Origin of the sequence: Zhongshania aliphaticivorans (assembly GCF_001586255.1) — a bacterium.
In the GTDB taxonomy this organism is placed as follows: Bacteria; Pseudomonadota; Gammaproteobacteria; order Pseudomonadales; family Spongiibacteraceae; genus Spongiibacter; species Spongiibacter aliphaticivorans.
Genome location: NZ_CP014544.1, coordinates 190,401 through 205,797, shown reverse-complemented (window position 1 = coordinate 205,797; position 15,397 = coordinate 190,401). Strand labels below are relative to the sequence as shown.

Annotated in this window: 13 protein-coding genes; 7 read left to right on the top strand and 6 right to left on the bottom strand. The window is 52.8% G+C overall.

Translation table 11 applies throughout. The features are described from left to right. The first annotated feature begins 6 nt into the window (after window positions 1-6). On the top strand, window positions 7-2,778 hold the full coding sequence (locus tag AZF00_RS01010; RefSeq protein ID WP_062382501.1) for a class I adenylate cyclase: 2,772 nt from the start codon (window positions 7-9) through the stop codon (window positions 2,776-2,778). 349 nt (window positions 2,779-3,127) lie between these two features. Here the strand turns inward: AZF00_RS01010 and AZF00_RS01005 are convergent, their stop codons facing one another. Both AZF00_RS01005 and cyaY read right to left on the bottom strand, forming a co-directional pair. Beyond that, window positions 3,128-4,063 (bottom strand): IS110 family transposase, encoded by a 936-nt coding sequence (locus tag AZF00_RS01005; RefSeq protein WP_062382498.1) that lies wholly within the window; start codon window positions 4,061-4,063, stop codon window positions 3,128-3,130. Between the two features lie 555 nt (window positions 4,064-4,618). Next, on the bottom strand, window positions 4,619-4,933 hold the full coding sequence (gene cyaY, locus AZF00_RS01000; RefSeq protein WP_008253420.1) for an iron donor protein CyaY: 315 nt from the start codon (window positions 4,931-4,933) through the stop codon (window positions 4,619-4,621). Between the two features lie 60 nt (window positions 4,934-4,993). Here cyaY and lptM point away from each other — a divergent pair, with 60 nt between their 5' ends. The 4 genes from lptM (at window position 4,994) to AZF00_RS00980 (ending at window position 8,121) form a co-directional block, all read left to right on the top strand. After that, window positions 4,994-5,206: an LPS translocon maturation chaperone LptM gene (gene lptM / locus AZF00_RS00995; RefSeq protein ID WP_062382495.1), complete on the top strand. Its 213-nt coding sequence runs from the start codon at window positions 4,994-4,996 to the stop codon at window positions 5,204-5,206. Window positions 5,207-5,217: 11 nt separating this feature from the next. Beyond that, window positions 5,218-6,465 carry a diaminopimelate decarboxylase gene (gene lysA, locus AZF00_RS00990; protein WP_062382492.1) on the top strand — a complete coding sequence of 416 codons (1,248 nt, stop codon included), beginning with the start codon at window positions 5,218-5,220 and terminating at the stop codon, window positions 6,463-6,465. Between the two features lie 112 nt (window positions 6,466-6,577). Then, window positions 6,578-7,408: a diaminopimelate epimerase gene (gene dapF, locus AZF00_RS00985; protein ID WP_062382488.1), complete on the top strand. Its 831-nt coding sequence runs from the start codon at window positions 6,578-6,580 to the stop codon at window positions 7,406-7,408. An 8-nt stretch (window positions 7,409-7,416) separates the two neighbouring features. After that, window positions 7,417-8,121: a DUF484 family protein gene (locus AZF00_RS00980; RefSeq protein WP_062382485.1), complete on the top strand. Its 705-nt coding sequence runs from the start codon at window positions 7,417-7,419 to the stop codon at window positions 8,119-8,121. 1,383 nt (window positions 8,122-9,504) lie between these two features. On the opposite strand, the gene AZF00_RS00975 is transcribed toward AZF00_RS00980, so the two are convergent. Next, window positions 9,505-10,707, bottom strand: coding sequence for an alpha/beta hydrolase family protein (locus AZF00_RS00975; RefSeq protein ID WP_062382481.1), 1,203 nt, complete (start codon window positions 10,705-10,707; stop codon window positions 9,505-9,507). Between the two features lie 168 nt (window positions 10,708-10,875). Between AZF00_RS00975 and xerC the strand changes: the two genes are divergently transcribed. Together xerC and AZF00_RS00965 are read left to right on the top strand one after the other, a co-directional pair. Continuing rightward, window positions 10,876-11,781 (top strand): tyrosine recombinase XerC, encoded by a 906-nt coding sequence (xerC, locus tag AZF00_RS00970; RefSeq protein ID WP_008253414.1) that lies wholly within the window; start codon window positions 10,876-10,878, stop codon window positions 11,779-11,781. Beyond that, complete coding sequence (locus AZF00_RS00965) at window positions 11,768-12,478, top strand: HAD family hydrolase (protein WP_008253413.1); 711 nt, start codon at window positions 11,768-11,770, stop codon at window positions 12,476-12,478. Before xerC ends, AZF00_RS00965 begins: the two co-directional genes overlap by 14 nt. A 12-nt stretch (window positions 12,479-12,490) precedes the next feature. Here AZF00_RS00965 and AZF00_RS00960 read toward each other — a convergent pair whose 3' ends face one another. The 3 genes from AZF00_RS00960 to AZF00_RS00945 all read right to left on the bottom strand — a co-directional run bounded on the left by AZF00_RS00960 (window position 12,491) and on the right by AZF00_RS00945 (window position 15,037). After that, complete coding sequence (locus tag AZF00_RS00960) at window positions 12,491-12,691, bottom strand: hypothetical protein (RefSeq protein WP_008253412.1); 201 nt, start codon at window positions 12,689-12,691, stop codon at window positions 12,491-12,493. A gap of 203 nt (window positions 12,692-12,894) precedes the next feature. Beyond that, window positions 12,895-13,233, bottom strand: coding sequence for a P-II family nitrogen regulator (glnK, locus tag AZF00_RS00955; RefSeq protein WP_008253411.1), 339 nt, complete (start codon window positions 13,231-13,233; stop codon window positions 12,895-12,897). A gap of 643 nt (window positions 13,234-13,876) precedes the next feature. Next, window positions 13,877-15,037, bottom strand: coding sequence for a DDE-type integrase/transposase/recombinase (locus AZF00_RS00945; protein ID WP_062382475.1), 1,161 nt, complete (start codon window positions 15,035-15,037; stop codon window positions 13,877-13,879). Window positions 15,038-15,397: the final 360 nt, after the last annotated feature.

Sequence of the window (15,397 nt, the reverse complement as noted above, 5' to 3'; positions counted from 1 at the left end):
CCCTGTATGACGGAAAAATCGATCAGCCACCCTCTGTTTGACCGCGGCATTAGCCACGCCGGTTTAAAACAGGTGCGCGAACGATTTACCAAGCTCAATCATGAGCGTTTGCTGCGCACCCGCACGGCACTCTTGCCCCGTCAGCAAATATTCTTAGACTTATTGCCGCTGCTGATTCATATCAACCACCCCATACTGCCGGGCTATAAAAGCGCTAACACCCCCTGTGGTATCGACGGCTACACGCCCGACGAGTTAACCCTGGAGCGGGTGCGCAGTAATATTGCGCGCAGTGTGCAATACCGTCACGACGAACAAGCAACGCCGCTAATCCACAGTGTTTTTTTAATGGGCTCATGCGGCACGGTCGCTCAGGCTGAAGACTCCGACCTTGACGTATGGCTCTGTCATCACAACAGCATTGACGAACTCGGCTTACAGCGCTTGTACAATAAAGCCGCCGCCATTTCAGACTGGGCCCGCAGCCTCGGTTTAGATATTCACTTTTTCTTGATGGACAGTGAGCAGTTTCGTCGCGGCCAGCGTGACCGCATTAGCGCCGAATCCGCTGGCACCAGCCAACATTATTTATTGTTAGACGAGTTTTATCGCAGCGCCTTGCTGGTGGCTGGTCGCTACCCGCTATGGTGGTTGGTGCCCCCGAGCGAAGAAGTGAATTACCAAGAATACACCGCGTTACTGCACGCCCAGGGCTTTGTTGGACCTGACGAGTCTATTGATTTTGGCGGGGTTTCCGATATCCCTGCCGGCGAGTTTATTGGCGCCGGGGTTTGGCAGCTCTACAAGGCCATTAGCTCGCCCTATAAGGCGGTGCTAAAGCTATTGCTGACCGAGGCCTACGCCCGCAATTTCCCCAATGTGGTGCCGCTGTGTATTGATTTGAAAGAAGCTGTTTACCGCGGCGAGGTCAGCAGTGACGACTTTGACCCCTATATCATGGTGTACCGGCGCTTGGCCGAGTATTTAAGCTCGCGCAATGAATTTGATCGCCTTGAGCTAATTCGCCGTGCTTTTTATTTTAAAGTCGGTATTCGACTTTCACAGACCGCTGGCAGCGCAGCGCCTTGGCGGCGGAAATTACTCGAGACACTCATTGCGCAGTGGCAGTGGCCTCCAGAGCAACTTCTGAACCTAGATACTCGCAGTCGCTGGAAAATTCGCCGGGTACGTGATGAACATCGTTTCTTAGTTGCCGAGCTCACCAATAGCTACCGCTTTTTGCAGGATTTTGCCCAGCAGAGTAATAGTCCGGCCCTGATTAAATCGCAAGAAATGACCCTGCTCGGTCGCAAGCTCTACGCGGCCTTTGAACGCAAACGCAATAAAGTGGAGTGGCTAAACCCAGGTATTGCGCCCGACGTATCCGAAGAGCAATTATTCTTTCACACCTTAGGCTTCGGCGAGCAACGACGCTGGGCAGTGAGTAGCAGCGCCCGCCACGATTTTGAGCACGACGCTATTCTGCAAGAACACGAGCACCTTAGCGGGCTATTGTGTTGGTGTTTTTGTAATGGCCTCATTAACGACTACACACAGCTACGACTCAATGCCCGGCAGGACGGTGTGTCTGAAAATGACCTACGAGAAATGGCCCGTCACTTAAGCGGCCACCTTCCCCGCAAGGCCTATGCAGCAGATCCGCATAAACACGAAGCGTTTAATCGCCCCAAAGTACCAGAAGCAATGCTGCTGTATATTAATTTAGGTCAAGGCGCACTCAGCTCACTCGGCGCCGCCGGACTCGCCAAACACAATAGCAGCTACCCAATAACCCATATTGAAATTGTGGTCATTAATAGCTGGGGGGAGGTCTCGTCGCTTGCCTTTGCCGGACAAGAAGCCATTATCGACGCCTTTCGGGTTTACCAACAGTTAATGCTGGCGGCCTCTAAAGCCAGTGCAGCACCTATCATCGACGCCCTGTGCTTTAATGACCCAGAACAAAAACTACGCAAACGCGTCCGGCACCTGCCGCGTCTATTACATCGCGCGTTTTATACTCAACCCAAAAATAAGCGAGTCATTATTAAACTAAGTAATGGCTTCCATATATTACAAACTGAAAACGATGAATTACGCAGCATTCACGCCCATAGCTATTCCACGCTAATACAGTGCCTGGGACGGGGGCAAACCAGCTTCAGCCCTGTGTTAATGGACCAATACTGTGCACCAAACTCCGCGCTAGCAAGCATAGTAGATACCGCCACCACCCCAGATTGCTATGTGTTTTTCCATCGTCGGGACGACTTTGCCGACCTCTTTGTGCGCGATGAGCGTGGCTCTCTGCACTACACCACCGCCGCGTTTAGCAATGTTAACCAGCTTTTACTCCCATTGGTTTTATTTCTGCAGCGCTGCCGCACTGAGCAAGCAGGCAAACATCAGTTTCGCCTATTTGAACTCCACCAGCAGGACAACCGCTGGCGCAGCCAAGCATTAGACCTAAATGAATTAATAACCAAAAGCCCAGCCGAAGATACTCGCGTGCAACTTGAAGCCATCGCCAAAACCGACAGCAAGGGGCGCTTAGTGTTTGATATGCGCTACCGAGACCAGCACTTCAGCTATGACAAAGCGGGCCCCGCTTTATTTGACCAGCTAGCCAGCCAATTACTGCTGCAAGAAACTCGCCCTACCCACTATCAACTCGACGCAATAAACCTCAGCAGCCAGCCACCACAGCAAACCTGTGTTTATTTACGCTACAAGCAACATATTGAAGAGATACTGAACACCTCGGTATTGTCGCAATGAGCTTACGGTTCAAATTCTGGGGCTAGATGCTGGACCGGAGACGCCAAATTTATGTGCGGTTAGAGCAATACCGGCTTCGTAGCTAGATGCCCCTGCCTTCGCAGGGGCAGAGTCCGGCTTCGCAGGAGTGACGGAACGTTTGTGTTTAGGACATTTGGTCATACCTTCGCAGGAAGGTATCCATGTGAGCGCAGCGAATGTCTGTGGTGGAAGTGTTAACTTTGCGCTCCGTTGCTGAGATGGACCCCTGCCTCCGCAGGGGTGACTGAAAGCTCAACTTCATAATTCTATTTTGTCATCCCTGCGCAGGCAGGGATCCATGTGAGATTCTATGTTCAGAGGCAAGCTTTTACGCCATTCTTGGCTGATATTCTGTTTGATCTCTCATCAAAGCAAATGCCAACTTAGCAATCTTGCGAGAGACTGCGACAGCAGCGGCAGTTGTCGTAAGCCCTCGCTCACGTAAAGCATCATAGTAAGGCTTCCATTGCTCCGTTCTTGCACCGACTCTAGCCGCGTTAAACAACAATCGCCGAATCTCGGGATTCCCTTTCTTAGTGAGCTTGCGCTTTCCCCTATACCGTCCCGATTCTTTTACCCGCACATCAAGCCCCATAAATGACACAAACGAATCAGCTTTACTAAACTCGCCGCGATGATAAAAGGCGACCAGAGCAGCTGCATTGAGGGGGCCAACGCCATTAATGGTTAAGCAGCGGTTGTAGTCATCGATGTACCCTGACTGTTTGACACACTCAACAAGTTTTTTGTCTATCACCGCGATAGCATGATCAAAGCGGGCGAACAGTGCGTTGCGGGTTTGTGCTATTTCGCCAATTCCCGCTAATGATAGTTTTAGCGCCGCCTTTGAGTGGGTTAGCTTTGCTCGTGCTCGGAGTAAGGTCATCATTCGTTTAACTGCTTTAGGCGGCAGTTGATAAGGCCGTAGATGAGCTATTTCAGCGTTAAGATAACGAAGTAGAAGCTGTGCATCCGCACCATCCGTTTTTATTCTCACGCCAACGGCTTCTCGATAACGAGCGACCTTGCAGGCATCAACCAAGTAAATGGTATGGCCGGTAGCAAGCGCCAAGTGTACAAATTCTTCATGGTAGGAGTTGGTTGCCTCAACGGCGATGGGCATGTCACTCGGTAGTGATTTTAGGTAGGCCCGAATTGCCTTTGCCGTATTATCGATTCGAACAACAACACAACCGTTGAAAATATCGAGCCACTCTTTAGCGACATCAACTCCGAGACCTTCTAATGTAGCGTGCATTGTCATGGGCGATCCTCCGGTCTAATCTATACATAGTCGGGGTTCATCACTGGCGCTAGCTTGCGGAAATCGGCCGTACAGGGGCTGGATTCTTTATAGGCGCTTTTGGATGAGTGGGGAGGCAGGGCAAACTCTCACGTGGGCCGTACACGATTTTCGTGGCGGATGCGTAGCGACCAGCCTCCACCTCCCCGGCGCCTTGATATCATCCATAATCAAGGCTGGGAATACCATACAAGCGCAGCGAATGCTTTATCGCTCAACGCCTAAGTCCGAACGCTGCTACAGAAATAGACTCCTGCCTTCGCAGGAGTGACGATTAATTGAGTCAGGCGCAGGTTCCGTCATACTTCGACTCCCTATACGTCTTCCCTGCGTAGGCAGGGATCCATATGAGCGCAGCGAATGCTTATTGAGGCAGCGTCTAAGCCCCAACTCCATTGCAGCAATAGACTCCTGCCTACGCAGGAGTGACTGAAAGCTCAACTTCATAATTCTATTTTGTCATCCCTGCGCAGGCAGGGATCCATGTGAGCGCAGCGAATGATTTTGACGTCCGACTCACCCCAAAACCAATTCTTCGCCTATTTGCTCTAGGCCTATTTCCGCTAACATCTGGGCCAAGCTTTGCTCGGTGCGTTGGCAGTACCACTGCCCGTCAACCCAGCTGTAGTGAAATCCACCTGACCGTGCTGCTAGCCACAATTCGCGGCTGGCGCTTTGGCGGCTAAAGATCATCGCGCTGCCATCCGGTGCTTTTAGGGTGAGTACACCGCCGCTAATTTCGCAGTCTACGTCAGCCTCTAGTTCATCGACGGCGTCTTCGATAGCAACATACAGTTCGTCGATATTGTCGTTAAACTCTACTTCATTCATATTGGGCTTGGCTTCCTGATCGCGGCTGGTTGGCGGCAGTATACTAAGCCCGGCCAGCTTATGACCACAGTCGACCAGCTCGCTGGTGTGTTATTCATTCACACCCTAGGTATAATGCGCGCCTCAGTCAATTTTGAGGATGACACCGTGGCCGCTTTTCGTATTGCAGTGCTTTGCCTTGGCTTTTTAATTGCCGCCTGCGGGCAAACAGGGCCGCTGGTACTACCTGAAAAAAATGACGCCCCAGCCAATGCCAGCGCGCAGTCTAAGTAGAGAACGCTTTCATGACGCCTTTTCAGTATATTAACGGCGAGCTTCACGCCGAGTCCGTTGCCCTCAGCAGTATTGCTCAGCAGTTCGGCAGCCCTTGCTATGTGTATTCCCGCGCGTATTTAGAGCAACGCTTTACTGAATACACCGAGGCATTGGCAGGCCAAGATCACTTGGTTTGTTACGCGGTTAAAGCCAACTCCAATATTGCAGTGCTCAATGTCTTAGCGCGTCTGGGCGCAGGTTTTGATATTGTCTCCGTTGGTGAGTTAGAGCGAGTGCTGGCGGCGGGTGGTAAAGCCGAGCGTATTGTTTTTTCTGGTGTGGGCAAGACCGCCGCGGAAATGCGCCGAGCCTTAGAAGTGGGTATTCACTGCTTTAATGTGGAATCAGAAGCTGAGCTAGAGCGTCTTAATCAGGTCGCCACTGATATGGGCGTTAGCGCCCCCATTTCCATTCGGGTAAACCCCGATGTGGATGCCAAAACCCACCCCTATATTTCAACCGGCCTGAAGGACAATAAGTTTGGCATCGATATCGCGCGGGCCCCCGAGGTTTATCGCCGCGCCGCGAGTCTGAGCAATATCACCATCAAAGGGGTGGACTGCCATATTGGCTCACAGCTGATCGATACCAGCCCATTCCTTGACGCCCTCGACCGCGTGCTCAGCCTGGTCGACACCCTGGCGGCGATGGACATCACCATTTCTCACCTCGATTTAGGCGGTGGCCTGGGGGTTCGCTATCGCGATGAAGTCGCACCGCTTACTGGCGAATATATCGCTGCGATACGCGCTCGTTTGGGCGAGCGCAAAGTAACCTTGATGTTTGAACCAGGGCGTTCGATAACCGCCAATGCGGGCGTGTTGCTGACCACGGTTGAATATTTAAAGTTAAATGAGCATAAAAATTTCGCGATTATCGACGCCGCCATGAATGACATGATCCGGCCCTCTTTGTACGAAGCATGGATGGAGTTATTGGCGGTAAAACCCCGCAATGAGGGCGTTTTACGTACATACGACTTTGTTGGGCCAGTCTGCGAAACCGGTGACTTTCTTGCCAAAGACCGCGAATTGCGCATTGCCGAGGGCGACTTGCTCGCACTGGCGTCTAGCGGTGCCTATGGATTTACCATGAGTTCCAATTACAATAGCCGAGGACGCGCGGCGGAAGTGATGGTAGACGGCGATCAATGTCACCTTATTCGCGCCCGCGAAACTGTCACCGACCTGATGCGTGGTGAAGCTGTGTTGCCCTGAGGGCGCAAGATCCGATAGCCGCACTGCGGCTGCACTGGACCGCACCCTCTACTTAGCAACCCGCCCGCATCGTTAACCGCGCCACCGGTGAGGCGCACCACAGGGTTTTGCGATGCAGTTACGTTTTACCAAAATGCATGGCCTGGGTAATGATTTTGTCGTTATCGATCTCATCACCCAGCGCTTTAAGCTTAAGCCGCACCATATTCGTAAAATTGCCGACCGGCATTTTGGGATTGGTTGCGACCAAGTTCTGGCGGTGGAAATCCCCACCCAGCCCGACGTCGATTTTCGCTATCGTATCTACAATGCCGAAGGCAGTGAAGTTGAGCAGTGCGGCAATGGCGCGCGCTGTTTTGCCCGCTATATCCGCGACAAACGCCTTACCGGCAAAGAGCGAATTAAGGTAGAGACCCTCGCTGGAATCATCGAGCTTGAGATAACCGAAAACCGTCACGTGCGCGTTGATATGGGCGCCCCGGTGCTCGACCCCAAACGCATACCCTTTACAGCAGAAAACCAAGCGGCGGACTACCTCTTGGCAATAAATGGGGTGGAATGGCGGGTTGGTGCAGTTTCCATGGGCAATCCCCACGTCATTCTACCCGTTGATGATGTTGACACCGCGCCGGTGGCCGAAGTCGGTCCTATTGCCGAGCAACATTCGCGCTTCCCGCAGCGGGTCAACGTCGGCTTTATGCAAATTGTCAATCGCGACACCATTAAGCTGAGGGTATTTGAACGCGGCGTGGGTGAAACCCTCGCCTGCGGTACCGGCGCCTGCGCCGCCGTAGTTAGCGGTATTGTGCAAGGCAAGCTAAACCCGGAAGTTACCGTGCACCTGCCCGGTGGTAGTTTGAGTATAGAGTGGCAAGGCGCGGGCCAGCCCGTTATTATGACAGGCCCCGCCACGACCGTTTTCGAAGGCCAGATACAAATATAGGATCGCCTGTGGACAGTGCACCCCCCAAAAAAGATGGTCTACCCAGCGAGAGTGAAGTTGCCCGTTATTTACGCAACCACCCCGGCTTCTTTCTCAACAACGAAGACATATTGTCTGAATTAAAGCTGACCCACCAAACCGGTAAAGTCGTTAACTTGGCCGAGCGTCAGGTTGAAATTCTGCGCGAACGCAATATGGACATGCGCAGCCGTCTCAGTAAATTGCTCGACAATGCGACCCGCAACGACCAGTTATTTGAGCGCAGTAAAAATCTTATTTTGACCTTAATAGAGTCAAAGCGCGCCGAAGAGCTAAGCAACAACCTCTGCCGCAACTTAGTTAGCGACTTCGACGACATCGACTACGCCAGCTTGATCTTATTTGCCGACCCCAATCGAGTTGGCAGCAGTGTACTTCGCGTCGTTAGCCCCGAGCAGGCCCAGCAGCAAATTGGCAGCTTACTGCGGGGTAAAAAGGCAATTTGCGGTGTACTCCGCCCCGAAGAATTGAGCTTTTTGTTTGGCCAACATGCCGACCACATTGGCTCAGCCGCCTTAATGCCAGTGCAGGCCGGCAATATCGACGGCGTGATTGCGATTGCCAGTAAAAACCCCCAGCATTTTAAATCTAGCATGGGCACGCTGTTTCTAGAATACATTGCCGAGGTAGTGAATCGCTGCCTGCCCAAGCTGATGAAGGGACCGTTTCTTTAGCGGGGAGATGGGAGACGCTAAAACCAAACGGCATTCGCTGCGCTCATTTGGATACCTGCCTACGCAGGTATGACTCGGTGGCGAGACAGACGCTTACTCTTGACCATCACTCCTGCGAAGGCATAACGACAAACCCATCAAGCTAAACCAACTGGCACTCCTGCGAAGCCGGACTCTGCCCCTGCGAAGGTTCAGGCGTCGCCCCTGCGAAGGCAGGGGTCCATCTTTACAACAAAGTTTGGGCGTAGACGATGGCGCCAAAAGGCATTCGCTGCGCTCATTTGGATACCTGTCTACGCAGGTATGACTCGGTGGCGAGGCAGACGCTTACTCTTGGCCGTCGCTTCTGCGAAGGCATAACGACAAACCCATCAAGCTAAACCAACTGGCACTCCTGCGAAGCCGGACTCTGCCCCTGCGAAGCCGGACTCTGGCCCTGCGAAGGTTCGGGCGTCGCCCCTGCGAAGGCAGGGGTCCATCTTTACAACAAAGTTTGGGCGTAGACGATGGCGCCAAAAGGCATTCGCTGCGCTCATTTGGATACCTGCCTACGCAGGTATGACTCGGTGGCGAGGCAGACGCTTACTCTTGGCCGTCGCTTCTGCGAAGGCATAACGACAAACCCATCAAGCTAAACCAACTGGCACTCCTGCGAAGCCGGACTCTGCCCCTGCGAAGGTTCGGGCGTCGCCCCTGCGAAGGCAGGGGTCCATCTTTACAACAAAGTTTGGGCGTAGACGATGGCGCCAAAAGGCATTCGCTGCGCTCATTTGGATACCTGTCTACGCAGGTATGACTCGGTGGCGAGGCAGACGCTTACTCTTGGCCGTCGCTTCTGCGAAGGCATAACGACAAACCCATCAAGCTAAACCAACTGGCACTCCTGCGAAGCCGGACTCTGCCCCTGCGAAGCCGGACTCTGGCCCTGCGAAGGTTCGGGCGTCGCCCCTGCGAAGGCAGGGGTCCATCTTTACAACAAAGTTTGGGCGTAGACGATGGCGCCATAAGGCATTCGCTGCGCTCACATGGATCCCTGCCTGCGCAGGGATGACTCGACGGCGAGGCAGACGCTTACTCTTGGCCGTCGCTTCTGCGAAGGCACAACGACAAACCCATCAAGCTAAACCAACTGGCACTCCTGCGAAGCCGGACTCTGCCCCTGCGAAGGCAGGGGTCCATCTTTACAACAAAGTTTAGGCGTAGACGTTGGCGCCATAAGGCATTCGCTGCGCTCATTTGGATACCTGCCTACGCAGGTATGACTCGGTGGCGAGACAGACGCTTACTCTTGGCCATCACTCCTGCGAAGGCAGGAGGTCCACTTTGGCAACGAAGCGCTAGCTAGACTGCAGAGCATAGCGCCTTTGGGTTCACCGTCTCCGGTCAAGCACCTCCCGCATCCGTCGTCACTGCCTGACAATGTCTATCCATAAACAGCTGCATTAACTTCAAGTACTCACTCTGCCCTAAGTGCACAAGGTGATTACCCGGAAACCAGTGCAAATGGGATTCTGGCCAGTGAGCGTGGAGCAGGCGCACAAAGCGCGGCGGGGTAAAGCGGTCGCCAGCGCCGCCGATGATCATGACCCGTTCTGGGTCAAGCTTGGGCTGGTAACTTAGTGGGCTGTGTATTGCCAGGCCGCGACGAAGATCCATTGGCGTTAAACCGGTGCGCGTGCCAATCAAGTCCATTAGGGCACCCGTTGGCTGCCAGCTGCGCACGGTATCGACCGGAGAGACTAAAGGTGAGTTCGGTATACAAAATGCTAAGCGTGGCTCAACAACCGCCATTATTGAACTCAAATAACCACCCAAACTAAGACCGCTAATCCCGACGTGGGGCGCGCCGCGCTCAAATAAGTAGTCTATAAACACCCGCGCATCAGACACGGCTTGGAGCATACCTTCATTTAGCTGCGAAAAGCCCCCGGCAAAGAGGCCGTAACCACTAAAAGGATGACGTGGCTCGGCGCGAGAGCCGTGAAACGGCTGGGTCATTAGCAATATGTCGTAACCATTGTTGTAAAACGAGCTCAGCGAAAAGAACACGCTATTAAAGGCATACGAGCTCTCGACCACACCATGCACAAAGATTAAGGTCGGACGCGGACCGTCTGGATGGCTCCAATACTGCGCGCAGGCAGTTCGGTTACGCTTATAGCTCAAATAGCTGTCAGTGAGCTCGGGGTTCAGCGGCGTAAACGGGCTAGTAAAACGCAATTCAACTGCGGGAATGTCTTTGGGCTTATAGCTAAAACGGCCAATTTTATGGGCTTCAACATTTACCTTAGGCGGCGGTATAAACACATCGTCAATTTCACGAGATTCCGCCAAACCAGCATAAAAATTCATGCGTGCCCGCTCGCGAGCCATGCCGCCGCCTAGCAAAAATTGAGGTAGCAATGCACCGGAAATCATTACGCCTAATCCGGTTCGCATCATGCGATCCATTATCGCCGTGCCATAAACCTTTAGTGGGTACTCACCATCGAGCTCAGTGCCGTCAGACTGACAGTAGAAATCTTCTGGCAGAGTGAGCCACCACGGCGGTGATTGTTTAACCGGCGGCAAAAGGGTTTGCGACATGCGTATTGTTCTCTTTTTATATTTAGCGAGAACTTAGTTGTAACATATCCGCCCTAAATAGCAGTAGTGCCGACTAAAAATAAATCCGCCACGAGGAAGTGCACGACTACGCTTGCTCCCACTGGAGGCAGTGCTTAAGCTGGGCACTCTGACTTTGCGGCGCCCGACATGAATATTCAGCACGAACTCGAGGATTTCTTGGACTATCTGGCCACCGCCCGACGGCTGTCGCCGCATACCCTTAGCGCCTATCGCAATGACCTTGCGAACTTCGTCGTGTTCTGTGAGCAGCAGAATTTGACCTCAGTCGACACCGCAGACAGCGCCCATATTCGCCATTTTATTGGTCAGCGGCGCAGTGCCAGCGCTGCCGCAGTGAGCATTCAACGCCTGCTGTCCGCGCTGCGCAGCCTCTACCGCTATCGAATACGCCACCGCGGCGCGATTCACAATCCGGCACTCGGCATTAGCGCACCCAAACGACCGCAACGGCTGCCAAAGACCCTTGACGTCGATATGATTAAGCAGCTCTTAGAGTTTGATGGCGATGAGCCCATTGATATTCGCGACCGCGCCATGATGGAGTTGTTTTATTCTTCGGGCCTACGGCTTGCAGAACTTGCTGCGCTCAATGTAGGCGATTTAGATTTAAATGACGCCTTAGTCACGGTGACCGGCAAAGGCAATAAAACCCGAACGCTGCCAATTGGTCGTATTGCGATTGCGGCCCTGAAGCAATGGCTCAACGCCCGCGACAGTCTCACTCCCGACCAAGCGTTGTTTCTTGGCCAACGCGGTCAGCGCCTCGGTCACCGCGCAATACAACAGCGCCTGCGCTTTCGCGCCACGCAGCAGGGTTTACCTGCCCACGTTCACCCGCATATGCTGCGCCATTCCTTTGCCAGCCATTTATTGGAGTCCAGCAGCGATTTGCGCGGTGTCCAAGAGTTACTCGGCCACGCCAATCTGTCGACGACCCAAGTTTATACTCATTTGGATTTCCAACATTTAGCCCAGGTCTATGACAAAGCCCACCCTCGAGCAACACGCAAGGTGAATAATGAGCAGGATTAAACTACTGAGCTTTGATCTAGACGACACCCTTTGGCATACCGCCCCCACCATCGCTAAGGCCGAGCAGGCATTTTATTTACACCTGCAAACCGCAGCGCCCGCGCTCACCGCTATGTTCAGCGCCAAGGCATTGCGTGAACACCGCCTGCAATACTTAAGCGCCAACCCTGGCCTAGAGCACCATATTTCGCAATGGCGGCTCGACAGCTTAAACCAGGCATTAATTGAATCTGGCTATGGTGAGCAAAGCCAAGAATTAGCAGCGGCGGCCTTTGATGTTTTTTATCAAGCCCGCCAGAATGTGCAGCTATTTGAACACTGCGCTAAGATACTTGCCGAATTAAGCCAAGAATTCCTGCTCATTAGTTTGACCAATGGCAATGCCGATCTCAGCCGCCTGCCGATTAGCCAGTACTTTCACTCCCATTATAGAGCCGAGCAAGTTGGCGCCGCCAAACCCGCAGCGCCACTCTTTTTGGAAGCATTAAGACAGGCCGATTGCCTGCCTCACGAGAGTATTCATATAGGTGACAATATCAATGACGATATCGCTGGGGCAAAGGCGGTCGGTATGCATGCTATTCAAGCGCGGCTTATAGAACGCGCGCCGGAACCACATCCACTGGCCGACCTGCACTTTGATGACTGGCGCGACTTACCACACTTAATTCAAAAACTGAATTCAAGCACGCGCTAGCCAATGTCGATGTCAGAACGTATCGGAGTCTGAATCGATGTCGGCAAGATTGCTGCGCATATGGGGTTCGAGATGTTTTATCTCGCCGCCGCGCGCCAAAAAATCTTGGACATCTTTAGACAGCTGATCCCGCATACGATCATGCACGGTTTGGCTCGGCACAAAGCTTGGGTTTGAAACTTGACTATCTGTACTACGACTACGCGACCCCATACGAACTCCTCCCGGAAACAAGAAACCCGCGTTTATATTGCGCTTTATACTGTTTTCATCCCCTAGCTGACAAGCATCAGATTAGGCTGTTTTGTTCTTAGCGGCGCGTTCAACTAATATATTTTGAGCTAAAGAAAAGAATTGTATCGGCACAAAAAAGGCGGCTAAAAAGCCGCCTATAACTTGCTGATGTAAACCGTGATTTAGATCGCGTCTTCGCCAGTCTCGCCGGTGCGAATGCGAATAACTTGCTCAAGCGAGGTGACGAATATTTTACCGTCGCCAATTTTACCGGTACAAGCGGCCTTAGTGACGGTATCAATGACTTTCTCTACCTGATCGTCGGTCACAGCAATTTCTAACTTAACCTTGGGCAGGAAATCGACAACGTATTCTGCGCCACGATACAGCTCGGTATGGCCTTTTTGGCGACCGAAGCCTTTAACTTCAGTTACCGTAACACCCTGCACGCCAATTTCCGACAAAGCGGCACGGACATCATCTAATTTAAACGGCTTAATAACCGCACTGACTAATTTCATCGCCGTAGTATCCCCTTCATTATGATTACTGCAATTTACACCCTATTTAGCCTCGGCTGCGGGGGTTTGGCAAGGTGATCACGTATTTTGCTGTAAATAAGTGCTAAAAAGCTGTTGGGTTAAGACGCATGAAACGCCAAGCCTGCACTAGCGCTACGCTTGACGGGGGACGGGAAACGCTTTTTATTCGCTGTCGCTCACATGGATACCTGCCTGCGCAGGTATGACCTCGTTCTGGTCCATACCTATCCCTGCCTACGTAGGTATGACGCCACCCTGGAGCATACCGTATCGTTCATGCGACGTTCGAGCGTCGCCCCTGCGGAGGCAGGGGCCCATCTCAGCAACGTCGTATAAAAATTAGCGCTGCTTGCAAAAGCATTCGCTGCGCTCACGTGGATACCTGCCTGCGCAGGTATGACCTCGTTCTGGTTGATACCCATCACTGCCTTCGCAGGTATGACGCCACGCTGAAACATAACGTATCGCTCATGCGACTTTCGAGCGTCGCCCCTGCGAAGGCAGGGGCCCATCTCAGCAACGTCGTATAAAAATTAGCCCTGCTTGCAAAAGCATTCGCTGCGCTGTACGACCGGTCAGAGGGGTTACACTTTAGCCCGGGCACATGGGTTACACTTCAAACTCATTGTCCGGGTCTAATAATCCGCTTTTGTCGCTCATCGAGTATGCCTAATTTCAATGTCGATACATAGGTCATCCAGCAGCCATCATCGATAGGCTCCAAGCCGATATATTCTCCCGCGAGCAAGTTGGCGACATAGATCGGTAGCTGCTTCCATTTCATATTCCCATCGGAACGCACTTTTCTGATCACGTAGTGATCGGGATAGTGAAACTCCTGTTCCTCGCCGGTATAAATTCGCGGTGACCGCGTGTAATGCTGCGCTGGTGGCGTATCGTTGAGCGCCTCATGGGGCCGGTAGTTGTTGTAACTAAACTGGTAGTGGTTAAAGGCGCGCTGCTGCGCGGATAAATCGCCTTTTGGCGGCTTGCAAACAGCGGCTTTTAAGCTTCGATGAAAGCGTTCATGGCGGCCATTTTCTTGCGGCCGACCAGGGCGTATTCGTTCAGGCATCACTCCTCGTTTTAATAACCATAGGCTGAATTGGCTAAGCCCACCGATACGCGTAGACGCAAACGGACTGCCGTTGTCTGAGCGAAGGTAGTCCGGCAAGCCATAGTCGTAAAACAGACGCTCAAATGCCGCTATGACGGGCGCTGTGTGTGTTGAGTAGAGACCCTTGCAGTCCAGCAGGTAGCGGCTGTAATTATCAAATACGGTTAAGGGATAGCAGCGCTTTTGATTGCCCAGCAGAAAGTCGCCTTTGAAATCCACACTCCAAACACGGTTTGGCTCACTTGCATGAGATAACGGCGCCGTCCTTGCCGGTGACTTATAGCGACGATTCCCGCGGTGCTTTACAAGCCCTTGGCGAGCGAAAATCTCACTCACCGTGCTGTGCGCAGGCCAGCATGAGTCTGGCTGGGTATTGCGTAAATACGCAACGACTTTACGGGGCCCCCAATCGGGAAACGCAAATTTAGTGTTTATGAGCGTCTGGGTAATCGATTCAGGCGTTTGATGCGTTTGCTGGTGTCGTGCTCGTGACCGATCGGACAAATCAGTCATGCCTTCCATTTTAAGGCGATAGACCCATTTGTGGCCCGTCTTGCGACTGATCCCGAAAGCTCTGCACAGTGCCGTCATCGAATGACGGCCTGTGAGCCAGGCTTTTAGGAAATGCTCCCGCTCGCTTACGTGGTCGGTCTTGTGCCAAGGCATGACAAACTCCTTATCGTTGTGGGATAAGAAGTGTTACCTATGTGGTCGGGCTAATCTGTAACCTATGTGACCGGTTTGTACCCGCTCATGTGGATACCTGCCTGCGCAGGTATGACCTCGTTCTGTTGATATCTATCACTACCTTCGCAGGTATGACGCCACGCTGAAACATACCGTATCGTTCATGCGACGTTCGAGCGTCGCCCCTGCGAAGGCAGGGGCCCATCTCAGCAACGTCGTATAAAAATTAGCCCTGCTTGCAAAAGCATTCGCTGCGCTCACGTGGATACCTGCCTGCGCAGGTATGACCTCGTTCTGGTTGATACCCATCACTGCCTTCGCAGGTATGACGCCACGCTG